The 25,984-nt window shown below is 34.9% G+C and carries 30 protein-coding genes; 8 read left to right on the top strand and 22 right to left on the bottom strand.

Features of this window, described 5'->3' with window-relative positions; genetic code table 11:
- Positions 1-2 precede the first annotated feature (2 nt).
- From LBU54_RS06575 to recF, 7 genes are read right to left on the bottom strand one after another with little or no spacing between them, the layout of a single operon-like run.
- Entirely contained in the window at positions 3-359 is a 357-nt protein-coding gene (locus LBU54_RS06575; RefSeq protein WP_224527513.1) for a hypothetical protein, read from the bottom strand.
- Positions 352-2,772: a penicillin acylase family protein gene (locus LBU54_RS06580; RefSeq protein ID WP_224527514.1), complete on the bottom strand. Its 2,421-nt coding sequence runs from the start codon at positions 2,770-2,772 to the stop codon at positions 352-354. Before LBU54_RS06580 ends, LBU54_RS06575 begins: the two co-directional genes overlap by 8 nt.
- Positions 2,773-2,813: 41 nt before the next feature.
- Positions 2,814-3,341 carry a CIA30 family protein gene (locus LBU54_RS06585; RefSeq protein ID WP_224527515.1) on the bottom strand — a complete coding sequence of 176 codons (528 nt, stop codon included), beginning with the start codon at positions 3,339-3,341 and terminating at the stop codon, positions 2,814-2,816.
- 45 nt (positions 3,342-3,386) lie between these two features.
- Positions 3,387-4,091, bottom strand: a complete 705-nt coding sequence (locus LBU54_RS06590; RefSeq protein WP_224527516.1) for a class I SAM-dependent methyltransferase — start codon at positions 4,089-4,091, stop codon at positions 3,387-3,389.
- Positions 4,092-4,094: 3 nt separating this feature from the next.
- Entirely contained in the window at positions 4,095-4,391 is a 297-nt protein-coding gene (locus tag LBU54_RS06595; protein WP_224527517.1) for a DUF721 domain-containing protein, read from the bottom strand.
- Positions 4,392-4,406: 15 nt separating this feature from the next.
- Complete coding sequence (locus LBU54_RS06600; protein WP_224527519.1) at positions 4,407-4,826, bottom strand: lipocalin family protein; 420 nt, start codon at positions 4,824-4,826, stop codon at positions 4,407-4,409.
- On the bottom strand, positions 4,823-5,902 hold the full coding sequence (gene recF / locus LBU54_RS06605) for a DNA replication/repair protein RecF (RefSeq protein WP_224527521.1): 1,080 nt from the start codon (positions 5,900-5,902) through the stop codon (positions 4,823-4,825). The genes LBU54_RS06600 and recF overlap by 4 nt, the downstream gene beginning before the upstream one ends.
- A gap of 135 nt (positions 5,903-6,037) precedes the next feature.
- Here recF and LBU54_RS06610 point away from each other — a divergent pair, with 135 nt between their 5' ends.
- The 8 genes from LBU54_RS06610 to LBU54_RS06645 all read left to right on the top strand — a co-directional run bounded on the left by LBU54_RS06610 (position 6,038) and on the right by LBU54_RS06645 (position 12,569).
- The gene (locus tag LBU54_RS06610; protein WP_224527523.1) at positions 6,038-6,802 is read left to right on the top strand and encodes a tetratricopeptide repeat protein; all 765 of its coding nucleotides are present in this window, start codon (positions 6,038-6,040) and stop codon (positions 6,800-6,802) included.
- A gap of 3 nt (positions 6,803-6,805) precedes the next feature.
- A complete protein-coding gene (ribH, locus tag LBU54_RS06615; protein WP_224527524.1) occupies positions 6,806-7,312 on the top strand; it encodes a 6,7-dimethyl-8-ribityllumazine synthase in 507 nt (168 codons plus the stop codon).
- 197 nt (positions 7,313-7,509) lie between these two features.
- Complete coding sequence (locus tag LBU54_RS06620) at positions 7,510-7,725, top strand: hypothetical protein (protein ID WP_224527526.1); 216 nt, start codon at positions 7,510-7,512, stop codon at positions 7,723-7,725.
- Positions 7,726-7,733: 8 nt separating this feature from the next.
- Entirely contained in the window at positions 7,734-8,039 is a 306-nt protein-coding gene (locus tag LBU54_RS06625) for a hypothetical protein (RefSeq protein WP_224527529.1), read from the top strand.
- Positions 8,039-9,895 carry a DNA mismatch repair endonuclease MutL gene (gene mutL / locus LBU54_RS06630; RefSeq protein WP_224527530.1) on the top strand — a complete coding sequence of 619 codons (1,857 nt, stop codon included), beginning with the start codon at positions 8,039-8,041 and terminating at the stop codon, positions 9,893-9,895. Before LBU54_RS06625 ends, mutL begins: the two co-directional genes overlap by 1 nt.
- Positions 9,896-9,904: 9 nt before the next feature.
- Positions 9,905-10,666 carry a rhomboid family intramembrane serine protease gene (locus LBU54_RS06635; protein ID WP_224527532.1) on the top strand — a complete coding sequence of 254 codons (762 nt, stop codon included), beginning with the start codon at positions 9,905-9,907 and terminating at the stop codon, positions 10,664-10,666.
- A gap of 2 nt (positions 10,667-10,668) precedes the next feature.
- On the top strand, positions 10,669-11,541 hold the full coding sequence (locus LBU54_RS06640) for a rhomboid family intramembrane serine protease (RefSeq protein WP_224527534.1): 873 nt from the start codon (positions 10,669-10,671) through the stop codon (positions 11,539-11,541).
- 23 nt (positions 11,542-11,564) lie between these two features.
- On the top strand, positions 11,565-12,569 hold the full coding sequence (locus tag LBU54_RS06645) for an endonuclease/exonuclease/phosphatase family protein (RefSeq protein ID WP_224527536.1): 1,005 nt from the start codon (positions 11,565-11,567) through the stop codon (positions 12,567-12,569).
- On the opposite strand, the gene LBU54_RS06650 is transcribed toward LBU54_RS06645, so the two are convergent.
- From LBU54_RS06650 to LBU54_RS06720, 15 genes are all read right to left on the bottom strand, one after another.
- The gene (locus LBU54_RS06650) at positions 12,558-12,866 is read right to left on the bottom strand and encodes a DUF6122 family protein (protein ID WP_224527538.1); all 309 of its coding nucleotides are present in this window, start codon (positions 12,864-12,866) and stop codon (positions 12,558-12,560) included. The two genes, LBU54_RS06645 and LBU54_RS06650, sit on opposite strands and share 12 nt — an antisense overlap.
- Positions 12,866-13,480 (bottom strand): WbqC family protein, encoded by a 615-nt coding sequence (locus LBU54_RS06655; protein ID WP_224527542.1) that lies wholly within the window; start codon positions 13,478-13,480, stop codon positions 12,866-12,868. The genes LBU54_RS06650 and LBU54_RS06655 overlap by 1 nt, the downstream gene beginning before the upstream one ends.
- A gap of 10 nt (positions 13,481-13,490) precedes the next feature.
- Positions 13,491-15,101, bottom strand: a complete 1,611-nt coding sequence (lepB, locus tag LBU54_RS06660; protein WP_224527545.1) for a signal peptidase I — start codon at positions 15,099-15,101, stop codon at positions 13,491-13,493.
- 64 nt (positions 15,102-15,165) lie between these two features.
- Complete coding sequence (gene dapB, locus LBU54_RS06665) at positions 15,166-15,867, bottom strand: 4-hydroxy-tetrahydrodipicolinate reductase (protein ID WP_224527550.1); 702 nt, start codon at positions 15,865-15,867, stop codon at positions 15,166-15,168.
- 3 nt (positions 15,868-15,870) lie between these two features.
- Complete coding sequence (locus LBU54_RS06670; protein WP_224527553.1) at positions 15,871-16,476, bottom strand: DUF5683 domain-containing protein; 606 nt, start codon at positions 16,474-16,476, stop codon at positions 15,871-15,873.
- The gene (locus LBU54_RS06675; protein ID WP_224527556.1) at positions 16,466-17,368 is read right to left on the bottom strand and encodes a ParB/RepB/Spo0J family partition protein; all 903 of its coding nucleotides are present in this window, start codon (positions 17,366-17,368) and stop codon (positions 16,466-16,468) included. Before LBU54_RS06675 ends, LBU54_RS06670 begins: the two co-directional genes overlap by 11 nt.
- A complete protein-coding gene (locus LBU54_RS06680) occupies positions 17,368-18,135 on the bottom strand; it encodes a ParA family protein (protein ID WP_224527558.1) in 768 nt (255 codons plus the stop codon). Before LBU54_RS06680 ends, LBU54_RS06675 begins: the two co-directional genes overlap by 1 nt.
- Positions 18,136-18,261: 126 nt before the next feature.
- Complete coding sequence (locus LBU54_RS06685) at positions 18,262-18,660, bottom strand: S8/S53 family peptidase (RefSeq protein WP_224527560.1); 399 nt, start codon at positions 18,658-18,660, stop codon at positions 18,262-18,264.
- A gap of 90 nt (positions 18,661-18,750) precedes the next feature.
- A complete protein-coding gene (locus LBU54_RS06690; RefSeq protein WP_224527562.1) occupies positions 18,751-19,632 on the bottom strand; it encodes an SDR family oxidoreductase in 882 nt (293 codons plus the stop codon).
- An 18-nt stretch (positions 19,633-19,650) separates the two neighbouring features.
- A complete protein-coding gene (scpA, locus tag LBU54_RS06695; protein WP_224527856.1) occupies positions 19,651-21,774 on the bottom strand; it encodes a methylmalonyl-CoA mutase in 2,124 nt (707 codons plus the stop codon).
- Positions 21,768-22,412, bottom strand: coding sequence for a hypothetical protein (locus tag LBU54_RS06700; protein ID WP_224527564.1), 645 nt, complete (start codon positions 22,410-22,412; stop codon positions 21,768-21,770). The genes scpA and LBU54_RS06700 overlap by 7 nt, the downstream gene beginning before the upstream one ends.
- A 3-nt stretch (positions 22,413-22,415) precedes the next feature.
- Positions 22,416-23,783 carry a methylmalonyl-CoA mutase subunit beta gene (locus LBU54_RS06705; RefSeq protein ID WP_224527566.1) on the bottom strand — a complete coding sequence of 456 codons (1,368 nt, stop codon included), beginning with the start codon at positions 23,781-23,783 and terminating at the stop codon, positions 22,416-22,418.
- The gene (locus LBU54_RS06710) at positions 23,776-24,102 is read right to left on the bottom strand and encodes an FtsB family cell division protein (RefSeq protein ID WP_224527570.1); all 327 of its coding nucleotides are present in this window, start codon (positions 24,100-24,102) and stop codon (positions 23,776-23,778) included. The genes LBU54_RS06705 and LBU54_RS06710 overlap by 8 nt, the downstream gene beginning before the upstream one ends.
- Positions 24,102-24,707 (bottom strand): uridine kinase, encoded by a 606-nt coding sequence (udk, locus tag LBU54_RS06715; RefSeq protein ID WP_224527572.1) that lies wholly within the window; start codon positions 24,705-24,707, stop codon positions 24,102-24,104. Before udk ends, LBU54_RS06710 begins: the two co-directional genes overlap by 1 nt.
- Before the next feature lie 98 nt (positions 24,708-24,805).
- Positions 24,806-25,906: a PQQ-dependent sugar dehydrogenase gene (locus LBU54_RS06720; protein WP_224527574.1), complete on the bottom strand. Its 1,101-nt coding sequence runs from the start codon at positions 25,904-25,906 to the stop codon at positions 24,806-24,808.
- Positions 25,907-25,984 lie beyond the last annotated feature (78 nt).

Raw genomic sequence — 25,984 nt, forward strand, 5'->3', positions numbered from 1 at the left:
TTCTAGTCTTTTGAAAAAAGGATACTCAATTGTTTTCCAAGTATACCAGAAATCCCTGCTGCTAAACCACCTACAATTCCCGTTACGACAATCAGCATGGTCGTATTCCCGTTTAAATCGAGTAAGGTGGCAACCTTTTTGGCCAAGATAAAATCATTATTTGAGGCAAGGCTGTAACTATAAATTGCCCATAAAATAAATATGGCAATAAAGGGTATAAAAAAGACTGCAAAGCGTTTTAAAGGTATTAAAAGCCCTGTTAATGCCGATGCAATCATAACCGAATACCAATTCATAAACAATGATAGAACGTATGCAAGTACTATGGTGGCAATGAAGTTAATTAGAGTTTTATTCATTGTTCGTTGGTATTAAGGTTTGTGTACCAATAATTTGATCATTGGCTTGATTATTTTGTAAAAAATTAAGCTCATGATATTTACCACTAGCCCAATCGTCAATAAAATTATCATAGTACTTGCTTCCAGGATTGCCTGATTGGCCACCAGGATAAATGCCTAACGCTGTCGGAGGAGAAGACATTTCGACTATCATTCGCCATGAAGGGCCATGATTTTCAGAAGTGGCATTTACAATATTACGGTCTCCACCAATTGGAATGTTAAACCTGGAAAATGCAGGTAAGCCCTGTAACAAGTGACCAGCATAGGTAGCTTTATAACTTTTCCAAACGTAATCGCCATTATCTTTCTTCCATTCATTTAATGCAACTACAGCTTCTTTAAAACTAATTTGAAATAAATCCTGAGCCGTTTCTTTTTCTGGTGTATCTACTATATCCATAAATTCATTATTACCACCATTAGTTAACAAATAAATGGTTTGGTAGGCAAACGGTGTTTTCATAACAGAATCTTCAACTTCAAATTCATCCCAAGTAAGATTATAGACAGCTTTCCACCACTCACGCCAAATACTTGGTCCTATTTCATCAATATCATTATTAAATTTCCACGCCTTAGCTTGGTTATAAACTTTCATTTCCGCATCATTAAAACCAGAAGTATCAAGACTACTTAACATATGTGGCATAAGTTCTGAAGCCTTAAGATTATAATTGTTATTGTGTAAATCTTGTATGTCTTTAATACTGAATTTCTCTTTGGATTCGAAAAAATCGTTAATTACCCTATTTCGGTAGGTTTCGTACCTGTCGTTAAAAACAAAATAAGGATAGTTCTCATCCACGGGATGCTGATTTGCTGAACTTACATAACCTCGTTTAGGATTTTTTGTATGTGCATTAAACTCTTGTGGAATGAACCCTTGCCAATCGTTTTCAGGTATGCTACCATCCATTACAAATTTACCTTGACCTTCCCATTTGTTAGGTAGTTTTCCTTGTATCCAAAGCGCAATATCACCCTCTACAGATGCAAATACAAAATTCTGGGCTGGTGCGTTCCAATAACTAAGTGCATTGGCATAACCGTCGTAATTTTTTGCTTTGTTAAGCTCAATAAACGTACGTTGGTTGTTGCCTCCCATATGACCAATCCATTTCATGGCATAACCAGCAAGTTCCATGTCTGATTTAAAGTTTTTATCATAAACCACTGGACCATGGTGCGTATAAAGTACAGTATCTTTATAACTATCTTTTCCCTTTATTTTGATATCTTCAATGCGCATGGAAACAGCTCTCCAATTTCCATCGTATTTATATTTGGTCCTATCATCATTAAATTCAATCTTATACCAATCAATCACATCCCTTGTTGCATTGGTTTCTCCCCAAGCAATATGCTCATTAAATCCAGAAATAACGCCTAAGGCACCTGGTATGGTTGCGCCAAATGCATTTTGATTTGGAGTGCTAAGCTGCATCACATACCAAATGGAAGGTAGGTTTAGTCCTAAATGAGGATCATTAGCTAAAATTGGGTTTCCTGTTGCTGATTTTTCTGCAGAAATAGCCCAGTTGTTACTACCATTATCAGGATTTGGCTGATCAATAATTTCTGTAATTGTATCTAAAGCTATTTTTTGAGTTTCAGGAAGTGGGGTTTGTGGAACATCAATAAAACTCCAATCCGTATCTTTTGGGATTACAGGGTCGGTAATATCAAAAAAATCCGGGAAAAGCATATCAAATCTATCCTTTCCAAATAATCGTAAGGCATTGGTATATTGCATGTCGGAGTCTGCACCAGCCAACATTTTTGTCATGTACATTAATAAAAGTGCTGTTTTTTCTACAGTCCATGATTCTGGCTCGTAGTCTAATAACTTGTATTCTACAGGGTAAGTTGCTGGTGTAAGTTCGTTTATGTAGTTATTGACGCCTTTCGCATAAGCATCAACTAATTTATAGGTTTCTGGATTCTGTTTCATGACAGCAACGGCTTGTTCCGCACCGTAACCCATACCTCTTCGACGTTCTTGTCTATCGTAATTTAAAGCACTTTCACCAACAATTTCAGATAATCGACCAGCGGCAACATAAGTCTGAAACTCCATTTGCCACAGTCTGTGTTTAGCAGTTAAATAACCTTGGGTTAGATAAAGATCTTCTTCGTTCTGTGCAAACACATGCGGAATTAATAAATTGTCGTAGTGGACTGAGACTTCTTCTTTGAGTCCCTCAATGTTTACCTCTCCATTTACAGATTCATCGATTTCATTTTGCCAAATTCCAGTATAAGGATTTAAAAATTTACCAATTGGAGGGATTGTACCAAACTTTGTATTTAAGGCATAAAAAATTCCTATAGTAAAGACCAAGGAAATAATAATTTTGAGGTGTTTCATTAGCTAAAAGTAATAACAGTCAGAAAGATACCAAATAAATATTATTCAATGGTAATTGAATCTATTATCAACTTAAACTGTTCCGCTTTCTTATTTGCAATCAAAAACGCGATTTCTTGCATTTGTTTACCATTAAAATTTGGGATATCTAATTGATAACCTCTAAACGATGGATACATAATGCTGAAAGGTATTTCGATAGTTTGCCATTCTCCGGAAGTATTAAATTCAGAAATATAAGAATAACGATTGTAGCGTTTATCTTTAACCCTAAACTGATAGGCTTTGCCATCACCTCTTAATTTAATCACAAACTTTGACTGATTTGCAGATTGTATTGTATTAAAATTATATCTTAAGGATGAAAATCCACCATTGTTTTCAAGAGAAACTTCACCAGAAAACACTCCATGACCTTCTTTATTAAGTCGAAAGTCGCCTGCTGATCTTCCGCCCATTACAACATCATCGACAATGTTCCAACTTGTGAGATCACAATTTAAATTGAAATCAAAGACTGTAATTTGTTGCATAAATATTGCACTAATTAATAAGAAAAATCCTCTCATAGCAATCCTTTTTATAAAGATACACTGACGATACAGATAAAGGTTTTATTTTTTGAAAACTTTATAAATTGGTTTGAGGAAGCCAAAACATTTTCTGTAAAAGTGAATGGACTTATAATATGTGATTTTGAAGAGTTTTTCCTGATATTGTGAAACTTTTAGAGGCTTAATTCTTTTTTCAGGCATTAATTTGATATAACCAAATCCGCCCCACATTTCCCTGTACAATCCATCGTGATTAAAGGCTCCAGTGACATAATCTAATTCTACGTTGTGGACATAAGGATTTTTGCTGTAGTCATATGATAAAATGCCTTTTCTGCAGTTTGGGTTGAAGCTATCATGTAGGAAAATTGTAATAGGGAGGTATGGAATTATTTTTAATACATTGGTTATATCTGCTAGTACTCCTTTGGTAGTATGGTCACCATCAATTAAGATAAACTCAACTTTTTCTTTGGAAGCATTTATTTTTTCAATGAGTTTTGGCACTACCTTTTTTGAATCACCAATTAAAAAATCCACGTTTTTAAGTTCTTTGCAACGTGCATCTCTATATTCTGGTGTTATATCTATGGCATAGACCTTCTTGGAATAATGACTAAGGACCTGTAAACTACCTCCATTAAAAGTTCCAATCTCAATTGAAATTTCGGGATTTATTTCTTTTACTAATTGAATTAGAGTAGATTTTTCTGCCCTAGTCATTGACCAAGGAATGGGAAATTTATTTACAAAGAGATTGTCCATTAACTAACGAAGGACTAATTTTTTGACAATTTCTTTACCTAAAGATTCATTAAGCATTGTGATAATTTTTTCAGTACCATAACTAAGTTCTTCCCTGAGGACACTAGAGCTTAGTTGTACATAAAGTGTGTCTCGTTTTAGCTCTATAGCGGTAGTATAATTGTTTACACCATTTCCCATTAAATTAACCCATGCCTCGCGCACATTGACTTTATCCAATCCTGATTGTAAATTGTTTGACTTAACAAACTCTTTTAAGATGTCCTGAATAGGTTGGTTATCGTTATTACGCTTTGCCATAAGCATAAGATTTTATTATTCTAGATTTAGGTTTATAGGACTATATCGTTTGTATAAATATACAACCTTCTCTTCATTCACTACTTTTAGTCGTTCTTTGTTTGCTTCTAATACTACTTCTTCCCAAATCGAATATGGCGTTGAATATTGTAAAATCAATTTGTTGTTTTCAATTCTTGCAACAATCGCTTCTGCGTCGTCAGAAGTATAATAGGTATCATTAAGGCCTGGTTTCATTTTTTTCCTGAATCCCTTAAGGCTATCATTAATCTTTAAGTAATCAATAGTTTCATTTATACGATACTCGCGTTTTGTGCCATCAGGCAAAACTACTTCTTCAATTTCCCAATACCCATTTATGTGTTCTAAATAGTTTTCTGGATTATTGGTGCAGGAAGACAATAAGATAAAAAGTAGTAACAGGAATCGTTTCATAACTTGAAGATTTTATAAGACTGATGTATCTGTTTAATTATTTTCTCAGTACGTTCGGCATGGGTATCGCTAATAAATATTTGTCCAAAGTGCTCATCGTCTACCAAATTAATAATTTGAGCAACACGGTTTTCATCAAGCTTGTCAAAAATATCATCTAACAATAAAATTGGAGAAACACCACTTTGTTGTTTGATGAAATCGAACTGCGCTAATTTAAGTGCGATTAAAAACGACTTTTGTTGCCCTTGGCTTCCAAATTTCTTTATAGGAAATCCATCAATTAAAAAGACAAGATCGTCTTTGTGAATACCTACACTGGTAAATTGTAAAGCTTTGTCTTTGCTTAGATTTTCAGAAAGAAGTTCATAAAGAGTTGTCTCAAACAAATCGCTCTTGTAGGTCAAATTAATTGATTCTTTGCCTAAGCTTATGGCATTGTACCGTTGTAAAAAAATGGGAATAAAGGTTTTTAAGAAGTCTGCTCTCTTTTTAAAAATCTCGGTTCCAAAAGTTGTAAGTTGCTCATTGTAAACCTCTAATGTATCTGCATTGAAAGTGTTATTTAGGGCAAAATATTTTAATAGTGCATTACGCTGCGCAAGGACTTTATTGTAAGAGATCAGTGCGGTTAAGTAGGCCTTATCACTTTGGGAAATCACACTATCTATAAACTTTCGTCGTGTCTCACTACCTTCAATAATCAAATCCCTATCTGCAGGTGAAATAATTACCAACGGAATAAAACCAATGTGCTCACTGAATTTCTCATAAGCCTTTCCATTACGTTTGATTACTTTTTTTTGTCCACGTTTAAGTGAAACTATTATTTTTTCGTTTCTTTGGTTTTTGGTAAAATTTCCTTCAACAACAAAAAACTCCTCACCATGTTTTATGTTTTGAAGTGCAATGGGGTTGAAATAGCTTTTTCCAAAGGCTAAATGATAGATAGCATCTAATGCATTTGTTTTACCAATACCGTTTGAGCCAACAAAGCAATTGATTTTAGTATCAAAATCGAAAACCTGACTTTCAAAGTTTTTATAGTTAACTAAGGATAGAGTGTTTAGATTCATATAAAACGAAACCTACGCTGATTTTTCTCGTATTTCGGGGATTTTTGAGATAAAAATTATTCAAAAATAACAAATAAATAGGCTTTTAAATCCCAATAAAAATTTTATTTTTGCGCACGCATAAAACCAGAATATATGGCAACGTACAAGAAAAGAGGCTATAAACCAAAAACCAAAAAAGAGAAGGTTGAAGTTGCAGAAGAAAACTCAACAACAGCTGAGGTATTTAAGTCTTTAGATGAAGGTGCATCAAAAACGGAAGAATGGGTTGTTAGAAACCAGAATTACATTTTTGGTGTTATTGGCGCCATTGCAGTGGTTGTATTAGGTTATTTAGGTTATAATCGATTCATTGCTGAACCAGCACAAAAAGAAGCAATGAACGAAATGTATCAAGCGAAAAAATATTTTGAAGATGCGGTTAATGGAATTGAATCGGATTCACTGTATAACATGGCTTTGAATGGAGGTGAAGGTAAGTATGGTATGCTCGATATTATTAGCGAATACAGTGGTACACCAGCAGCCAATTTAGCCAATTACTATGCTGGGATGGCTTATTTAAATTTGAAAGATTATCAAAATGCGATAACTTATTTAGGCGATTTCTCCAGTAATGATAAGATGTTGAGCCCAATAGCGAAAGGCGGTATTGGTGATGCCTTTGTTCAATTAGAACAATTGCCAGAAGGGCTTGAGTATTATGAAAAAGCAATAAATGCAAATACTAACAATTTTACCACACCATTATATTTGCTTAAGGCTGCAAGAGTGGCAATTGATCTAGAAGATTTTCGGAAGGCACAGGATTTTTTAAATAGAATTAAAACAGAGTTTCCTAGTTCTACAGAGGCATCGCAGGCAGATGTGTTAATTGGTAAAGTAGAAGCGAGTTTATAAAACATGGCTACGGCAAATCAAAATTTATCTAATTACGATAAATCTACAGTCCCAAACGCGAAAGAATTTCGGTTTGGGATTGTTGTTTCAGAATGGAATGCTAAGATAACCGAAGGATTATGGAAAGGAGCATTTGATGCGCTTGTAGACTGCGGTGCACAAAAAGAAAATATTGTAAGATGGAATGTTCCAGGTACATTTGAGCTCACTTATGGTGCATCAAGAATGTCCAAAAGTATATATGCAACATCTAGTATGCTAGACGCAATTATCGTGATTGGTTGTGTTATTCAGGGTGAAACCAAGCATTTTGACTTTGTTTGCGAAGGTGTTACCCATGGAATTAAAGATTTAAATCTAAAAGGAGATATCCCTGTAATTTTCTGCGTATTAACAGACAATAATTTACAACAGTCTATAGAACGCTCTGGTGGTAAGCATGGAAATAAAGGAACTGAAGCAGCAATTACTGCTATTAAAATGGCACAACTTAGAAAAGACACAAATTAGCAAGCCTTGTCTTTTCATTACATCCAAACTTGCGTTTTGTTTGATGATTTTAATATAAAATCTTTTAAGACTTTTCGATAACCACCTAATTTAAAAACATCTATGGCATCTTTTTTGTTGATAATTTTAAGGAATCATTAAGCAAAAATTCTTAGTATTTTAAGTACTTTTGAGTCATAACAGGTTAAGAATCCCTTTTGTTTAAGCAACGAAAAAATAAACGATTTAGCTACAAGCCTAGGTTTAGTGAAACTGAAGAAGAAAAATCAAAGACCAATTTTGAAGCTAAATGGAATGAAGCAAGAAGAGAAACACAACGTAGAGGAAGTTTTTTAACTTCATTGCCTGCTCTTATTATTATGCTTATTGCAATTATAGTATTAATGTATGTCCTAGACGGATATATGAACTAAATGAGATTATGGGACCAATAAAATTCACATTAATTAAAAGACTCCCTCGCAACAAGAGGTTCAATTATACACCCAGATATTATAAGGGTAAGGACGAAACAGATGTTTCTAAATACACATCTAAGTTTGATGCCTATGCCGATAACTACAACAAAAATGATTTTGCAGGTCAATGGCATGAAAGTAGAATAAGAAATAGAAATAGAAATAACTCAGGCTTCAATAGTACCATTTTAATTTTAATTGCCATATTCATTCTTATATTCTTATACATTATTGATTTTGACTTATCCATATTCTCTATAAGACAATAATGGCAGATATTATTCAACTTTTACCAGACCATGTTGCAAATCAAATCGCAGCTGGGGAAGTGGTACAACGTCCAGCATCCGTAGTAAAAGAACTTCTTGAAAATGCAATAGACGCACACGCAACAGAAATAAAGCTTATCATTAAAGATGCTGGTAAAACACTTGTTCAGGTGATTGACAATGGTCAAGGAATGAGTGTTACAGATGCACGACTAAGTTTTGAACGTCATGCAACTTCAAAAATTAAAAATGCTGAAGATTTATTTCAACTAAATACTAAAGGTTTCAGAGGTGAAGCCCTAGCGAGTATTGCAGCTATTGCTCATGTAGAGCTCAAAACAAAAACAGAAATTGATGAATTAGGTACAGCTATTGAAATTGAAGGTAGTAAGGTAAAATCGCAAGAGGTTTCCGTAACTCCAAAAGGAACATCGGTTGCTGTAAAAAATCTATTTTTTAATATTCCAGCTCGAAGAAATTTCTTAAAATCGGATACAGTAGAATTACGTCATATTACAGATGAATTTCACCGAGTCGCACTGGCACATCCTGATTTAAGTTTTGTTTTTTATCATAATGGCGGTGAACTTTTTAACTTACCCGTTGAAAATTATAGACAGCGCATAGTCCATGTTTTTGGAGCCAAAACCAATGAAAAATTGGTTCCAGTCAATGAATCTACAGAAGTATTAAAAATAAGTGGTTTTGTGGGTAAACCTGAATTTTCCAAGAAGACTCGGTCCGAACAATTTTTCTTTGTAAATAATAGATTTATAAAAAGCCCTTATTTAAATCATGCTGTGAGTGCTGCTTACGATGGGTTGTTAAAAGAAGGCTATCATCCAAGTTATTTTCTTAACCTTTCGGTAGATCCAAAGACAATTGACATAAACATTCACCCAACAAAAACTGAAATTAAGTTCGATGACGAGCATACTTTATATGCCATACTTAGATCTGCGATAAAACATAGTTTAGGTCAGTTTAATATAGCACCAGTTTTAGATTTTGAACATCAAGAACAGTTTAACACACCGTACAGCTATAAAGATAAAATGGCAAAAACACCTTCAATAGGCGTAGATAGAGCGTACAATCCTTTTAAAGATCAGTCTAATCACAAAACATCTGTAAAACAAAATATATCTTATACTAAAAAGCACAATGAATCTTGGGAAAGTTTGTATGTTGGTCTAGATTCAGGTGGGATTTCATCTGAAAAGCCGTTTAGAGAACTCTCTTTTGAAAGTGATACTAAAACGCCATCGATCTTTGATAATGAGGCAAGAATAGATGCGCAAAAACCAACATTTCAGCTTCATAACAAATACATTATAAGCACAATCAAATCCGGTATGCTAGTAATTGATCAAAATAGAGCGCATCAACGAATTTTATATGAAACTTTTCTAAAGCATATTACAGTTAAAGAAGCAACTAGCCAACAATTACTTTTCCCAATTGTATTGGATTTTACGCCAAGTGAATTAGAAATCATCAACCAATTGAAAGAAGATCTTGAGCACACAGGCTTTGTGTTTAAAGCAATAGAAGAAAATAGCGCAACTATTTCTGGTGTACCTATTGGAGTTCCTGAAAGTGAAGTATCAATAATTTTGGAACAACTTATTAGCGATATTGAAAATGAAGTACCAGATACCAATTTTAGTGCTGTAGATTTGCTTGCAAAGTCCTTGGCGAAAAGTCTTGCCATAAAAAATGGTCAGAGTTTAAATAGTTCCGAACAAGAACATGTTGTCAATAGTTTGTTTGCTTGTAAGGAACCAAATTTATCACCAACCAATAAACTAACATTCATAACTTGGAGTGTTGAAGAAATTGAAAAAAAATTCTAGAAAATTGTTATGAGACCATCAATCACAGAAGGTGTAAAACACTTGTTGATTATTAATATTATTATGTATGCTGGTATGATGCTACTAGGCAATAATGGCGAACTTTTTATGAGGTGGTTTGCACTCTATTTCCCTAAAAATGAACTATTTCAGCCTTGGCAAGTAATAACGCACATGTTTATGCATAGTAATGCAACTTTTGCCCATATTCTCTTTAATATGTTTGCACTATGGATGTTTGGAACTGCTGTTGAACAGATTTTTGGTATGCGCAAGTTTATAATATTTTATTTATTGTCTGGTTTGGGTGCTGCCACTATACAAATTGCTTTTTTATATTTTCAATTTAATAGCGGAATGTCCACTTTAATAGATGCTGGCTTTGCACAATCAGAGGTCTTATCCACCCTTTCAAATGCTGAATATAATACAAGGTGGGTAACTGTTTTAGGTAAAGATTTGAATAGTTTTGTTGGATCCTATATAGCTCCCATGGTTGGTGCCTCAGGAGCCATAATGGGTGTTCTTGTTGCTTTTGGTATGCTATTTCCTGAGTCTAAGCTCATGCTTATTTTCTTGCCAATTCCCATTAAAGCAAAGTATTTTATTCCTGCTATTATAGGGCTGGATTTATTCTCTGCCTTAACTGGAAGCTCAATATTTAGTCCGAGTAATACAGCTTATATGGCACATGTTGGCGGGGCGTTAACAGGATTCTTGCTGATGTATTTTTGGAAAAAAAATGAAACTGATAAATACCGTTGGAATTAAATATGAGTTCTTTTCAAGATTTAAAGTTTAAATATAGGAGATTAGATATTTTCGGAAAGATTATTGTCATAAATGCAATCATTTTTATTCTGAGCTTTGTTTTATCAGCCTTGTTAAAATGGAATATAGCCAAATACTTTGTCCTACCCTCAGATTTTATGGATGTATTAATGCAACCATGGTCATTAATTACTTACGGTTTTTTCCATAGTGGTTTTTGGCATATCGTATTCAATATGTTATTGCTATTTTACTTAGCAAGAGTAGCTACAAATATTTTTAGACCCAAAATGGTTCTTAATGTTTATTTCATGGGAATACTATTTGGTGGCCTATCATACCTCATTGTTGCCAATGTAATTCCAACTGACTTTTTTAGGGCACGAGGAGTTTTGTTAGGTTCATCGGCCGGAGTATCAGCCTTATTAATGTTTGTTGCAGTGTATATGCCAGATACGCAAATAAGGTTATTTAACGCATTTAATGTAAAATGGAAGCATATTGCTGTTGTCTTTGTTACCTATGATATCTTTAGACTTTTATTAGGTCTCAATCAAGGTGGTTATATTGCTCATCTTGGTGGTTACCTGTTAGGTTATTTGTATGCTTCGAACCTTTTGAAAGGTAAAGACATAGGTGCTGGCTTTGAGCGCCTAATGGATACTTTTGTGGGTTGGTTTAAACCAAAGTCTAAACTTAAAACTGTTCATCGTAGAAAGGGGAAAAGCGGTTATACAGGCAAAACAAAAAAAGAATTTGAAACGTTTAATAAACAGAAAAAAATAGACATGATCCTCGATAAGATTAGTAAGAGTGGTTATGATAGTCTTACAACTGAGGAAAAAGAGTTTTTGTTTAAAGCAGGACAGGATTGAATTAAGTGAAGGGATTAAATTTTTTGGATAAGATAATTTTTGCCTTCAATTCGTTGGCTGCCTTTTTATTACTTATATCTTACCTTTTACCGTTTGTACCTCCAAAGAGTTTTGCTACTGTGTCAGCATTAAGTTTAAGTGTACCAATCTTAATTATCCTTAATATATTTTTCTTTATCTATTGGTTATTAAGGATTAAAAAACAATTGCTTATATCACTCTTAGTACTGGTTTTAGGTTGGAGTCATGTAACAGCACTTTACAAATTTTCATCTTCATTAGATAATGCAGATCAAGAAAACATCTCCATTATGTCCTTTAATGTACGACTCTTTAACCATTATAATTGGATTCCTGATAAATCTGTTAGAGAAGAAATTGTAAAATTCTTCGAAAATGAAAGTCCAGACATAATTTGTTTACAAGAATATACTAGAGGGCTTCCAATAAGGCTTGAGGGTTATAATGAATTTAATGCGCGGTATATGAAAAATGTTAGACCTGGCATGGCAATGTTTTCTAAATTTCCCATAATTAACGGTGGTTCTCTGGATTTTCCAGATTCTAACAATAATGCTCTATTTATGGATGTCGTGAAAGGAAATGATACAATAAGGGTTTATAATATACATCTGCAATCATCGGGTATAAATACCAATGTTGAATCGTTGAAAACGGAATCATCTGATGGAATCTTTTCCAGATTAAAAAATGTATTTCAAAAACAACAAGAACAAGCTGAACTCATCAACAGACATCGTTCCAATACCCATTATAAAACTATTATTACAGGAGACTTCAACAACACTACACACTCTTATGTTTATAAGGAGATTAAGAATGATTTAAAAGATACGTTTGAAGAAGCTGGAAATGGTTTTGGGCGTACCTTTGATTTTAAATTTTTTCCTTTTCGTATTGATTTTATTTTTGTAGATAAGGCTTTTACTGTTAATGGATTTAAAAATTATGACGTAAAGTTGTCCGACCATTATCCTATAAAGGCTATAGTAAAACTAGATCAATAGACAATCCGCACTATCTGCTATAATGTGGGCAGCAAGTCCTAGTGCAATCAATCTCGTTTTGTTCGGTATAAGCATAACCAAATAAACTGTTATAGCATAATAGGAATGAAGTGGATGATAATTTATGCTACATCTATTAGGATTAAATATTGGAGAAGCTAATAAATGATCTAAGTCGATTAAGAAGGCAAACAGCATAATTAGATATGCTTTGCCCCAAATTTTTTTATAGAACAATAATGCAAAAGCCAAGGGCAGTAAAAAATGTATGCCATAATGCACTAGTGGTTTAATCATTATATAGGGCTCTGTTCATTAAGATACAATTCGGTTTTTGGTCCTTCATTAAAAAGAAGATCTAAAATGCTCAGGTTTGCAATAAATCCGTGTTTTTCAGTAAAAACTTGTGTGTATGGCTGGAATTTGAATACTCCAGAATTACGATTTATTAGATGTCTAAAATCCTTTAGTTTGGTTGGAATTTTTTCAAAACATTCTGTAAATTGGATAGATAGATCTAATTGAAGACAACTGCTCAAAATTTCAAAACATTTCAGGTTAAGATCAAGAATATATTCAAATCTATCCTTAAATAGTGGCATCAAGTCATCGATATAAAATTCAAAAAAGGGAGACATGCGATAAGCAGATTGCAACGACTTTAAATGAGCCTGTTGCCAATTTCCATCATTTGCAATTTTCACATCCTTGTAAAGTTGCCTATTTTTTTGCGAATAAATAACAGGTACGGTAAGTGTTAATTTACCATTGGCTCCATAGATTTCAGCACGATTCCTATAGGTCTGTTTTTGATAATTGTCATAGACTTCAAAAACTACATTTTCCGTATTTAAAATAATGGAAAATTGAGCTAAATTCGGAAAGTAAGATGGATGTATTAAACAGCCCATTTCAGATTGGTTAAGTCTTTAATTTAACTTTCCTCTTCTTTCGCCATTTATTAAAAAATGTAAGACCAAGAACAACAACAATAAACGGAATTAAATAAGATACCCTTTTACCTTTCCCACTAACAGTTGTAAAAATTCGATCCCATCGGAAACTCCAATTTTTTAAACCGTCCATTAAACCATCAATGCTCATCCAAATAAATACGGGTTTACCGAACACATGGTCATAGGGCACAAAGCCCCAAAAACGGCTATCAATAGAGTTATGCCTATTATCACCCATCATCCAATAGTAGTCTTGTTTAAAAGTATAGGAGTTTGCAGGCTTATCATCAATAAATATTTGATTGCCTCGTGTGACCACTTTGTGTCCCTCATACTCTGAAATAGCACGCTTGTATATTGAGATATTTTCGGTAGTAAGGTTTACTGTTGCACCTGCCTTTGGGATGTAAATAGGTCCAAAATTATCGATGTTCCAATTATAATTAAGGTCTCTAGGGAAAATATCTTCTCTTTGGTCTCTAGCCTGTTTAATAGGTATAATTTCCGCAACTTCAGGGTGTGCTTTTAATCGTGCAATAGCCCTGTCTGTTGCTGCAGGAATGCGATAAAATCCTTCCTGAGTTCCAAAGCCAAGTCCATCTGTAATATCGTGCTTCTTTAGGATATCGTAAATCCTTGATGGTTGTAGATTTCTTTTAAATCTTATATCATAGCTAAATTGTAAATGAGATCTAGGAGGTAGTTGATTTTGTTCCCCGTCTATAAATACAAAACCGTCCCTAATTTCTAGAGTGTCACCAGCAATACCAACACAACGTTTAACGAGATTTGTTTTCTTATCTATCGGTTTATAATAATTACGATCTGGCTTAAACTTATTCATATCCAGAAGTGTATCTGCAGGCTGGTTAAATACTACAATATCGTTACGCTCTATAGTTTCAAAACCAGGTAGTCTAAAGTAGGGTAGTTGCAGTTTGTTTAATATACTGGAGTTTCTTTTTTCGTAACGATCACTAAAGAGGTATGATTTTTTCTTTAACACAGGAATGGTGTCATGTACCATCGGAAGTGCAACTGTAGTCATCGGACCTCTCGCACCATAGTGTATCTTGCTCACAATCAAGAAATCACCAACTAATAAGGATTTTTCCAAAGACGAGGAAGGAATTACAAATGGCTGAAAGAAATAGGTGTGTACTATGGTTGCAGCCACAACAGCAAATAGTATTGATGTAATCCATTCGCCAGAGGATGTTTTTGGTTTTAATCTGCGATTTTCAATGTACAACACATCTTCAATGTAGTTTAGATAGTATAAGTAAAAACCTAATGTAATTAGACATAGCAAGGCATCTTTTTTTGAGTCCTTTCCAAAGCTTCTTGCAGTTTCAACCCAAACTGCAGGAATCATGATTAAATTTACAATTGGTAAGAACATGAGAATAATCCACCACCATGGTCTGTTTATAATTTTCATTAAAACGAATGCATTATAAATCGGAACGAAAGCCTCCCATGTTTTACGACCAGCTTTGGCGTAAAGCTTCCATGTTCCAAGACCGTGAATTATTTGAACTATAATAACGAAGACGAACCATTCTGTCCAATTCATAGTGTAATCTTATTTAGTCTAGTAGGTTGAAAATTATTTTAATTTGTTTCAAATGTAGGTGCAATTAACCAATGTTTAACACATCTTTCATGGTGAATATCCCTTTTTTGTCCTTTATCCACTCTGCTGCAATAACCGCACCTAGAGCAAATCCTTTTCGGCTATGAGCCGTATGTTTAATTTGTATGGAATCGATTTCCGAGTCATAAGAAATTTCATGGGTGCCTGGAACGCCCTCAATTCTAATTGCTTCAATAGTTATTTTGTCCTTTGTAGCATTTTGTAAAACCCATCCATCATAATCGGTGTTCTCGATTATTTGTTCGGCCAGTGAAATGGCGGTTCCACTTGGTGCATCAAGTTTTTGAGTATGATGTATCTCTTCTATCGAGACAGAGTAGTCTTTATGTCCGCTCATGAGTTTGCTCAACTGCTTATTGATTTCAAAAAAAATATTTACACCTAAGCTGAAATTAGATGCATAAAGAAATGTTCCGTTCTTCACATTGCAGTAATTCACGATAGAACTATAGTTGTCCAGCCAACCAGTAGTTCCAGAAATTACAGGAATATTAGCATCCAAAGCCTTTTTTATATTAGTCTCGGCTGCAGAAGGAACACTAAAGTCAATCGCAACATCACATTCAGAAAAGTTAAATTCATCATCAGGTTCAGAAACCTTTAGACAAATGATGTGGTTTCGTTTTAGTGCAATCTCTTCAATACTCTTACCCATTTTGCCGTAACCCAATAATGCAATATTCATGTTCTAAAAATTAAAGTTGAGTGTGAGCCCAAGATCGGTTGTGTTTTCTAACTGATTAAATTTGTAGTGTGGTCTTAACGACAAATTTTCGTCTACATTAAACTGCAGTAGATGCGCATCTACGTTAGCGTCGATTATATTTAAAGCATACAATCCTATGGTAACTAAAAGTGCAACCTCTTTATTTCGTCTAAACTGCTGTTGCGCTCTAATTAAGCCGTCATCAGAAATTTGTGGTGTGAGGCCATCGCCATAAAATTCGTCATCTGTAAAACCAGCTAAACGCCTTTTATAGGCATCTCTGAATCTATCAAATTGATTGTCGTTTCTTATATAAAAATAGACTCCAGTGCCAATAGCGCCCCAAACGATTGGTATTTTCCAATATCTTTTATTGTACGCTTGTCCTAGACCAGGAAGTACAGCAGAATAAAAGGCAGCTTTTGATGGCCTAAGAGGATCGATAGGCTTTTTTTCTATAACACTTTGATTAATTTGAACGATTTCTTTATCTATTCCTAAACTGGTGCTGTCTTTTTCTTTCTGAGAAAATAAAAGGCAGACTGAAAATAAGCACAGGACAAATGTATATAGATGCCTATTTAGCACGTTGCACTAATTTTTTAATACGGTTGAAATCTTCTTCAGAGTGAAATGGGATCGTGATTTTCCCACTACCGTTTTTAGCGAGTTTCACATCTATTTTATGACCAAAATATTCAGAAAAATCCTTTATTCCTTTTTTGATGTATTTAGGCACTTCAATTGGGGAGTCTTCATTTGTTGGGGATTTTGGGCTATTTAAATTCTTAACCAACTGCTCGGTTGCTCTGACAGATAGCTTATTTGATATTACTTTTTCGTAAACTTCTAGTTGATCAATTTGACTTTCTATATTCACCATTGCACGTCCGTGTCCCATGGAAATAAATCCATCTCGCATACCGGTCTGAATGATTGGGTCTAGCTTTAAAAGTCTTAGGTAGTTGGCAATTGTTGAACGTTTTTTACCAACACGATCGCTCAATTGCTCTTGTGTTAGGTTTATTTCGTCAATTAAACGTTGGTATGAAAGTGCAATTTCGATAGGATCAAGATCTTGGCGTTGAATGTTTTCTACTAAGGCCATCTCTAACGATTCCTGATCATTTGCAATTCTTATATACGAGGGTATCGTTTCTAACCCAATAAGTTTTGAGGCCCTAAATCTACGTTCACCAGAAACAAGCTGATATTTATTGAATGCTAGCTTACGAACAGTAATAGGTTGAATAACGCCAAGTTCTCTAATTGAGGAGGCAAGTTCTCTCAAGGACTCTTCATTGAAGTTGGTTCGTGGTTGGAATGGATTTACTTCAATACTATCAATGTCTAGTTCTACTATATTACCTACTACTTTATCGGCATTCTTATCTTGAGCGGTATTTATATCGTTATCAGGATCTTTCAATAGCGCTGAAAGTCCTCTGCCCAATGCTTGTTTTTTAGTTGCCTTTGCCATTACAATTCATTTTTTTTGATTAGCTCCTTGGCCAAACTTAAATAATTTGAGGCACCCTTACTACTAACATCATAATTGATGATACTTTCACCATAACTAGGTGCTTCACCTAATCTAACATTTCGCTGAATAATAGTTTCAAAAACCATATCGCTAAAATGTTTTTGTACCTCTTCTACAACCTGATTTGAAAGCCTCAGACGAGAATCGTACATTGTAAGGAGCATACCTTCAATATCTAACGCTTCATTATGTATTTTCTGTACACTTTTAATAGTATTTAACAATTTGCCTAGGCCTTCTAGGGCAAAATATTCACATTGAATTGGAATTATGACCGAATCAGAAGCCGTCAGTGCATTTAAGGTCAACAAACCCAAAGATGGCGCACAATCTATAAGAATATAATCGTATTGCTCTTTTAAATCTATTATGGCACTTTTTAGCATATATTCACGTTCATCCTTGTCCACCAATTCAATCTCTATGGCAACTAAGTCAATATGAGCGGGAATAATATCTACGTTTGGCGCGTTGGATTTAACAATAGCCTCAATGGCAGTTTTTGTATGTTCTAAAACTTGATAGGACCCAACTTGGACCTCGTCTACATCAACCCCAAGTCCCGAACTCGCGTTGGCTTGAGGATCTGCATCTATAAGTAGGACTTTCTTCTCTAAAACACCTAGAGAAGCTGCTAAATTAACCGATGTTGTTGTTTTACCTACACCGCCTTTTTGGTTAGCAATTGCAATGATTTTACCCATTAAATGATTTGGTTTTAATAGGGACTAAAAATACAACTAATTATGGGTTCTAAAAACGGAAGTTGTTAACATAGAGTAAACAAAACCTATTGATTTTTACAGTGAAAAAGGAAATTGAAACGCTTGTTATTCACAACTTGGGTTGCTGTCGCAATCGGGATCATCACAATCTACCAGACCATCACCATCGTTATCAACGCCATCAATACAGCGTTCAATCAGACAATCTTGAAATTCTTCGCAATTTGCATCTTCGCAATCTATGAAACCATCACCGTCGTTATCGATACCATCGTTGCATATTTCCTCACATAACGTACTAGAGTTGCAGGATTGATCTTCACAATCTACGAAACCATCACCATCGTTGTCAATTCCGTCGTTGCATATCTCTACGGCACTATTTGAGTAGTTGTCTTCAGATTCATTACTTGAGCAAGCAATTAAACCAAATGAAGCAAACACGATAACTAAAGCAACATATCTAAATTGCTTTGAATGGGGAAAGTAATTACGTAATAACATCTTTTTCTAGCGTTTACACAAAGGTAACAACGGCAAGTTTAGAAAGTTGTTAAACTTAAATTAAAATGAGGAATGTCATTTTTGATGGAATTATTTGTTCTTTTTTGCCCTAATTAATTTTTCGAGTTCATCCCATAACGATTCAGGGATTTCCGATAGCATATTGAATTCTCCCGCACCCTTAAGCCATTCGCCACCATCGATTGTAATGACTTCACCGTTTATGTAAGCAGAAAAATCAGAAACGAGATATGCGGCCAAATTTGCCAGCTCTTGATGTTGGCCAACTCTTTTGAGCGGTACTTTCTTAGCCATGTCAAATTTCTCTTGAAGATTACCAGGCATCAATCGATCCCAAGCACCCTTTGTTGGGAAGGGTCCTGGAGCAATTGCGTTGAAGCGCATACCGTATTTTGCCCATTCTACAGCCAAACTTCTTGTCATTGCCAATACGCCAGCTTTAGCTGCTGCACTTGGCACGACATAACCAGAACCTGTCCAAGAATAAGTTGTTACAATATTTAGGACATTAGTATTGGTTTGTTTTGTATCGATCCAGTGCTTTCCGAAGGCAAGGATACAGTTTTTGGTTCCTTTTAAAACGATATCAATTATGACATCAAAAGCGCGAGGAGAAAGTCTCTCGGTAGGTGATATAAAATTACCAGCTGCATTGTTTAATAATACATCAACTTTGCCGAAGCGTTCAATTACTATTTCTTTCATTGCATCTACCTGATGATATTCCCTAACATCGCACTGTACGGGAAGGCATTTGCCTTTTGTCTCGGCTTCAAGTTCCTTTGCGGTATTCTCGAGCTTTTCAAAATTTCTAGATGTAATAGCAACGTTTGCGCCCAGTTCTAGAAAATATCGTGTCATGGCTTTTCCTAGTCCGCTTCCACCACCAGTAACTACAATAGTTTTACCTTTCAAGGCACCATCTTTAAGCATCTTCTCTTTAAAATTCATCTAGAATATATTATGCGTTTAATCCAATAAGATTTCTAAAATTTGAATAGCAGCCTCACTAATCTTGGTGCCAGGTCCAAACACTGCAACTGCACCAGCATCAAATAAATACTGGTAATCTTGTTTTGGGATAACACCGCCTACGATTACCATTATATCATCCCTGCCATAGGTTTTAAGTTCTTCAATGACCTGAGGTACCAATGTTTTATGACCAGCGGCCAGTGAAGAAACACCTAGAATATGAACATCATTTTCTACGGCTTGTTTGGCTGCTTCTTTCGGTGTCTGGAAGAGTGGGCCAATATCTACATCAAACCCAACATCTGCATAACCTGTTGCGACGACCTTGGCACCACGATCGTGACCATCTTGTCCCATTTTTGCAATCATTATTCGCGGTCTACGACCATCTTGTTCTGCAAACTTATCGGCAAGCTCCCTTGCTTTTTTAAAGCTTTTATCGTCTTTTATTTCTTTACTATACACACCTGAGAATGATTTGATTTGTGCTTTGTAGCGTCCAAACTCTGCCTCTAATGCATCACTAATTTCACCAAGAGTGGCTCGTTTTCTTGCGGCATCTACTGCCAAAGCTAGTAAATTTTCATTTCCTGTCCTGGCGGCCTTAGTCAACTTATCTAGGGCTTCGTTAACTTCAGCAGTATTTCGTTTAGATTTTAAGTTTAATAATCGTTCAATTTGTTCATTTCTAACGGTTTGATTATCAACCTCTAAAATATGTAAAGGGTCTTCTTGGTCTAACTGGTAGGCATTTACACCAACAATAGTGTCTTGTCCTGAATCTATTCTTGCTTGTTTTCTGGCAGCGGCTTCTTCAATTCTGAGTTTAGGTATGCCAGCTTCAATTGCTTTTGTCATACCGCCCAATTCTTCGACCTCTTGAATATGTTGCCATGCCTTATGTGCAATTTCATTTGTCAGGCATTCAACATAATAGCTACCACCCCAAGGATCTACCGTTTTGGTGATGTATGTTTCTTCTTGGAGATATATTTGAGTATTTCTTGCAATCCTTGCTGAAAAATCTGTTGGTAAAGCGATAGCTTCATCCAATGCATTGGTATGTAGACTTTGTGTACCACCAAATGCCGCTGCGGCAGCTTCGATACATGTTCTGGCAACGTTGTTAAAAGGATCTTGTTCTGTTAAACTCCAACCCGATGTTTGGCTATGCGTACGTAATGCTAAAGATTTAGGGTTTTTTGGGTTAAATTGTTTAACAAGTTTTGCCCATAGCATTCGTGCAGCACGCATTTTCGCGATTTCCATAAAATGGTTCATGCCAATTGCCCAGAAAAAAGATAATCTTGGCGCAAAGGTATCTATATCCATTCCAGCTTCAAGCCCTTTTCTTATATATTCTAAGCCATCCGCTAAAGTGTAAGCCAATTCTATATCGCACGTAGCACCGGCTTCTTGCATGTGATAACCAGAGATACTGATACTGTTGAAGCGTGGCATATTTTGGCTTGTATACTCAAAAATATCTGAGATAATTTTCATTGAAGGTGTTGGAGGATAAATGTAGGTGTTCCGCACCATGAATTCCTTTAGAATATCATTTTGTATTGTTCCTGAAAGTTGGTCTGGTTTAACACCTTGTTCTTCTGCGGCAACTATATAAAAGGCCATAATAGGTAAGACAGCGCCGTTCATGGTCATTGATACTGACATTTTATCTAGAGGTATCTGATCGAAAAGAACCTTCATGTCCTCGACGGAATCTATAGCTACACCAGCTTTACCGACATCTCCAACTACACGCTCGTGATCGGAGTCATAACCTCTATGCGTTGCTAAATCAAATGCTACCGAAAGCCCTTTTTGTCCTGCCGCTAAATTGCGTCTATAAAAGGCATTACTTTCTTCTGCGGTAGAAAAACCTGCATATTGTCTAATGGTCCATGGTCGTCGCACATACATAGTAGAATATGGACCTCTGAGGTTTGGTGCAATACCTGAAACGAAATCCAAGTGGTCAAAGTTTTTGATATCTTCTTTGGAATACGTCTGCTTAACGTCAATCCCTTCAGCTGTTTGGAATTTGGCTTCGTTTGAGGTTTGTATAGATCCTATTTTTGAATCTAGTTTAATATGTTGAATATCTTTTCTCATAATATCATTTTTTCAATAAACGGATCAAAATAAACCTCAAATGGAGCCATTAGATTTATTAGAACCGTCTTGTTGTTTGACGATATAAAATACGCGTGTTGAAAGGCTTGCTGTTCTAATTTCTTATTTTCAATCTTAAAGATGGCTTTAAACACCTGCACTTTTCCATTATCATTGTGTTTAGCCGTTATTTTTGAATAGTCTAAATCAGTAAATTCCGAAAGTTGTTCATGGTTTTGTCTTATGAGGCCCAATAGGTACTTGGCATCTTGTCTAGAAATAGGTGTAAAGGGAACCGTATTTAACGTGTAGGTTGCATTTACAGAATCATCAAAATAGATGTAATGGTTACCTTCCATTTCACGCATATGCTTTAATCTTGTGCGCTCAATTTCTAATTCATGGTTATCTGTCGCTAGTGAATCTAAAAGCGCCAGATATTTGATAGATGAATAACGTTTAAAGCTTGTTGGTAGAAACAGTTTAATGCCATCGTCACCAAGGTAATGGGTCTTACCCTCAATAGACTCTATATCTTCGATTTGAGTCCAGTCTGAAATACCACGTGCCACCTCTAAACAAGATGTAAGAAATAAACATAAAACGACTAAACTAGTTACTATAGATTTTCTCAATACCATGAATTACTCTTCATTTAATCTTCTGATTTCCAATTGTTCTGATAGTCTTTTTTCAATAATTGGTTCAATTAATGTTTTACGTGACTCTTTCTTTAAAAAAGGATTCTTCTCAATATTGGATTTCATTTTATCTTCAGGATTTGGATGCTTATTTGTACCTAACAATACAAGTTTGCCACTCTCGAAATCGTCTTGTTCCTTTGATGCGCTTTCTTTAATTTTTCTTTGAATTGTTCCTTCCTTCAACTGAGATAAGAATCCGCCATTTTTTTCAATATCCTTGAACAGGTCAAGAGCTTTTTTACTTAATTGATCAGTAAGAGTCTCAATATAGTAAGCACCATCTGCAGGATTATTTACTTTGTCTAAATAACTTTCATTTTTTAAGACCAACAGCTGATTTCGAGCTATACGATTCCCAAATTCATTCGATTCATGGTAAAGATTATCGTAGGGTAAATTATAAATAACATTCGCGCCTCCTATTATAGCACTCATACACTCTGTTGTAGTACGAAGCATGTTAACGTTATAATCGTAAATAGTTTTGTTTCGTCTGCTAGGTGAAGCAATTATCGTGCATTCTTCATTAATGCCGTATTCCCTAGCGAGAATAGACCATAGATTTCTTAAAGCTCTTAGCTTGGCTATTTCAAAGAAGTAATTGTTGCCAATACTGACTAAGAATGTCACCTCGAAAGCTTTTTTAGCACTAGTATCAAGTATGCCCTCAAAATGATTGAGATACTCATTTGCATGAGCTAGGGCATAGGCCAGTTGTTGTATTATTTTAGCTCCAGAATTTTGGTAAAGATCTAAATCTACAGTAAGTTGATTGGTTGATTTTATAATACCCTCTAATTCTTTATGATCCTCAGTTAGGGATTTAAACCAATTGCCTGATTTGGATAGATTAGCTATAATATCTGTTAGGATTGTGATATTGCCAGAAGCGAATTCAAACGTTTTTTTTATAACACTATCCGATAGAAAACCACATTTAAGAAATACTCGAATCTTCTTTAGATCAATACCATCTAGTAAATCCTCGATAACGATGGTATCGTTTGCAATTTGGAAAATAAGACTCTCTGCGCCACGATAAATGGCATCTTTTGCAAGTTTATTTCCTTTTGTTGCATCCTTTACCTCAAAAAATTGACAAACTTTCCATCCGGTTGCGCTTGTTTGTGATATCTCTGGTAGTGTTTCAAATTCATCAGAATGATAAAAGGGCTTTACATCAATACCTTCGTTTGTTCTCCAAATAAGAGTTTCATTATAATCCGCTCCTTTTAAATCAACCTGTATTTTTTGTTTCCAAGCTTTTGAAGTAACAGCTTCAAATTCATCAAATAAATTTTTACTCATCTTGGTTTTCTTTTGCAATACTATCTTCGTATTCAATTATATAAATTTCTTCGTTTGGCTTTTTCATGTAGTAGGTTTCCCTAGCCATGCGTTCAACACCTTCTTCTGTGCTCAATTCCTTTATAGCCTTATTGTCCTTAGCCATCTCGTTTTTGTAATGTTGCTTCTGGTATTCTAACTCATTAATTTCGGTATTTAGTTCATGATGAAACAACCAGGAATGGGCATCAAAAAACAACATCCAAATAGCAAAGCCCAGCAATACAATTACATAGATATTTTTGAACGGTTTGAGGTATTTAGATTTAGGTTTTGGCATTATAATCTTTCGTTAATTATTGTTTTAACGATATCTACTGCTACAGTGTTGTATTTGTTGTTAGGAATAATTATATCTGCATATTCTTTCATAGGTTCAATAAACTGTTGATGCATTGGTTTTAATGTATTCTGATAGCGTGTAAGTACTTCATCGAGGTCACGACCGCGCTCAGAAATATCACGTTTTAATCTTCTTATAAGGCGTTCGTCAGAATCTGCATGAACAAATATTTTAATATCAAATAACTTTCTAATCTCAGGATTTGTAAGAATTAGAATACCTTCTACTATAATTACCTTTCTCGGTAAAGTTTTGATGGTATCTCCCGTACGATTATGTTTAACAAAGGAATAAACAGGTTGTTCAATAGTCTTACCTTCTTTGAGTTGCTTAAGATGCTCGACAAGTAAATCGAAATCTATTGATCTAGGGTGATCAAAATTAATCTGTACACGCTCATCAAAACTCAAGTGAGAGGTGTCTTTATAATAAGAATCTTGAGAAATAACGCCAACTTCTCCTTCAGGTAATTCATTTAAAATAGTATCGACAACTGTGGTCTTGCCGCAACCAGTTCCACCAGCTATTCCAATTATCAGCATTCGTATTATTTGATTAGTTTAGTTAGTTGCAAAGTTATGTATTTAAGGTATGTTTTTGATGACATTTGTCATTTCTAATAAAAAGAATTGCATAGTATTTACTTTCTTAAGAGCTTAACGATTCCAAGATTTTCAATACCCACATATACATATCCATCAGGACCTTGCTCAACACTTCTCACTCTTCCCAAACCACTTAACAATTGCTCTTCTTTTACAACTTTGCGATCTCTTAGAGTGCAAAGATTTAGATATTGAAATTTTAGCGAACCAACGAGGAGTTTACCATTCCAATCACCATATTTGTTGCTATTAATAAAAGCCATTCCACTTGGTGCAATAGAAGGATCCCAATAATGGAGTGGTTGCTCCATTCCTTCCTTTTCAGTTAAATCTGTGAATTTAGTGCCACTATAGTTGACACCATAGCTTATAACGGGCCAACCATAATTTTTTCCTTTTTTAATAACGTTAATCTCATCACCTCCTTTTGGACCATGTTCATGAGTCCAAATATCTTTTGATACGGGGTGAAGCGTCATACCTTGAGGATTTCTATGTCCATAAGAATAAATTGCTTTTTTGGCATTTGGAATATTAAAAAAGGGATTGTCTTTTGGAATGGTACCGTCATCATTTATACGATAAACTTTACCACAATCTCTGGTAATATCTTGAGGGTTTATATCCCTATCCCCACGATCACCAATTGTAAAATACAAATAATCATTATCATCAAATACTAATCTGGAACCAAAATGCTGACCTCTGGTTGAGTTTGGAGAAGCCTTATAGAGTACTTGCCAATTTATTATTGTATTGTTTTTTAATTTGGCTCTTGCTATTGTTGTGTTGCCGCCATTTCCTTCTCCTTCAGAAGAAGCATAGGAAAAATAAATCCACCCATTATAAGTGTAGTTAGGATGCAAAGTAATGTCCATAAGACCGCCTTGTCCACGAACATAGATATTGGGTAATCCTGTAATATTGTTTTTTTTACCGTTTACAAAATGAATTACTTCCCCTTTTTTTTCTGTTATTAGCATGGATCCGTCAGGAAGAAATGCAAATCCCCAAGGGATTGTTAAGTCTGGCACAACTAGTTCATAGGTATTTTCCTTGTTTTTAGGATTTTTATCTTGAGCGCATGTTATAGTACTTAATAAAATAAGAACTAATAAAAAAGGTCTAAAATTCATGTATTACCTATAGCGATTAATGAGAACTTAAAGTTATTAAATTGTTGTCGGTTTCTAAAGAAAAATAATATATTTGCA

It is taken from the genome of Winogradskyella alexanderae (assembly GCF_020166335.1).
GTDB classification, from domain to species: domain Bacteria; phylum Bacteroidota; class Bacteroidia; order Flavobacteriales; family Flavobacteriaceae; genus Winogradskyella; species Winogradskyella alexanderae.

What these genes read in the sequence shown, in the direction of transcription:
- LBU54_RS06575 (WP_224527513.1), bottom strand. Translation starts at nt 359, where the DNA reads ATGAATAAAACTCTAATTAACTTCATTGCCACCATAGTACTTGCATAC.
- LBU54_RS06580 (WP_224527514.1), bottom strand. Translation starts at nt 2,772, where the DNA reads ATGAAACACCTCAAAATTATTATTTCCTTGGTCTTTACTATAGGAATT.
- LBU54_RS06585 (WP_224527515.1), bottom strand. Translation starts at nt 3,341, where the DNA reads ATGAGAGGATTTTTCTTATTAATTAGTGCAATATTTATGCAACAAATT.
- LBU54_RS06590 (WP_224527516.1), bottom strand. Translation starts at nt 4,091, where the DNA reads ATGGACAATCTCTTTGTAAATAAATTTCCCATTCCTTGGTCAATGACT.
- LBU54_RS06595 (WP_224527517.1), bottom strand. Translation starts at nt 4,391, where the DNA reads ATGGCAAAGCGTAATAACGATAACCAACCTATTCAGGACATCTTAAAA.
- LBU54_RS06600 (WP_224527519.1), bottom strand. Translation starts at nt 4,826, where the DNA reads ATGAAACGATTCCTGTTACTACTTTTTATCTTATTGTCTTCCTGCACC.
- recF (WP_224527521.1), bottom strand. Translation starts at nt 5,902, where the DNA reads ATGAATCTAAACACTCTATCCTTAGTTAACTATAAAAACTTTGAAAGT.
- LBU54_RS06610 (WP_224527523.1), top strand. Translation starts at nt 6,038, where the DNA reads ATGGCAACGTACAAGAAAAGAGGCTATAAACCAAAAACCAAAAAAGAG.
- ribH (WP_224527524.1), top strand. Translation starts at nt 6,806, where the DNA reads ATGGCTACGGCAAATCAAAATTTATCTAATTACGATAAATCTACAGTC.
- LBU54_RS06625 (WP_224527529.1), top strand. Translation starts at nt 7,734, where the DNA reads ATGGGACCAATAAAATTCACATTAATTAAAAGACTCCCTCGCAACAAG.
- mutL (WP_224527530.1), top strand. Translation starts at nt 8,039, where the DNA reads ATGGCAGATATTATTCAACTTTTACCAGACCATGTTGCAAATCAAATC.
- LBU54_RS06635 (WP_224527532.1), top strand. Translation starts at nt 9,905, where the DNA reads ATGAGACCATCAATCACAGAAGGTGTAAAACACTTGTTGATTATTAAT.
- LBU54_RS06640 (WP_224527534.1), top strand. Translation starts at nt 10,669, where the DNA reads ATGAGTTCTTTTCAAGATTTAAAGTTTAAATATAGGAGATTAGATATT.
- LBU54_RS06650 (WP_224527538.1), bottom strand. Translation starts at nt 12,866, where the DNA reads ATGATTAAACCACTAGTGCATTATGGCATACATTTTTTACTGCCCTTG.
- LBU54_RS06655 (WP_224527542.1), bottom strand. Translation starts at nt 13,480, where the DNA reads ATGGGCTGTTTAATACATCCATCTTACTTTCCGAATTTAGCTCAATTT.
- lepB (WP_224527545.1), bottom strand. Translation starts at nt 15,101, where the DNA reads ATGAATTGGACAGAATGGTTCGTCTTCGTTATTATAGTTCAAATAATT.
- dapB (WP_224527550.1), bottom strand. Translation starts at nt 15,867, where the DNA reads ATGAATATTGCATTATTGGGTTACGGCAAAATGGGTAAGAGTATTGAA.
- LBU54_RS06675 (WP_224527556.1), bottom strand. Translation starts at nt 17,368, where the DNA reads ATGGCAAAGGCAACTAAAAAACAAGCATTGGGCAGAGGACTTTCAGCG.
- LBU54_RS06680 (WP_224527558.1), bottom strand. Translation starts at nt 18,135, where the DNA reads ATGGGTAAAATCATTGCAATTGCTAACCAAAAAGGCGGTGTAGGTAAA.
- LBU54_RS06685 (WP_224527560.1), bottom strand. Translation starts at nt 18,660, where the DNA reads ATGTTATTACGTAATTACTTTCCCCATTCAAAGCAATTTAGATATGTT.
- LBU54_RS06690 (WP_224527562.1), bottom strand. Translation starts at nt 19,632, where the DNA reads ATGAATTTTAAAGAGAAGATGCTTAAAGATGGTGCCTTGAAAGGTAAA.
- LBU54_RS06700 (WP_224527564.1), bottom strand. Translation starts at nt 22,412, where the DNA reads ATGGTATTGAGAAAATCTATAGTAACTAGTTTAGTCGTTTTATGTTTA.
- LBU54_RS06705 (WP_224527566.1), bottom strand. Translation starts at nt 23,783, where the DNA reads ATGAGTAAAAATTTATTTGATGAATTTGAAGCTGTTACTTCAAAAGCT.
- LBU54_RS06710 (WP_224527570.1), bottom strand. Translation starts at nt 24,102, where the DNA reads ATGCCAAAACCTAAATCTAAATACCTCAAACCGTTCAAAAATATCTAT.
- udk (WP_224527572.1), bottom strand. Translation starts at nt 24,707, where the DNA reads ATGCTGATAATTGGAATAGCTGGTGGAACTGGTTGCGGCAAGACCACA.
- LBU54_RS06720 (WP_224527574.1), bottom strand. Translation starts at nt 25,906, where the DNA reads ATGAATTTTAGACCTTTTTTATTAGTTCTTATTTTATTAAGTACTATA.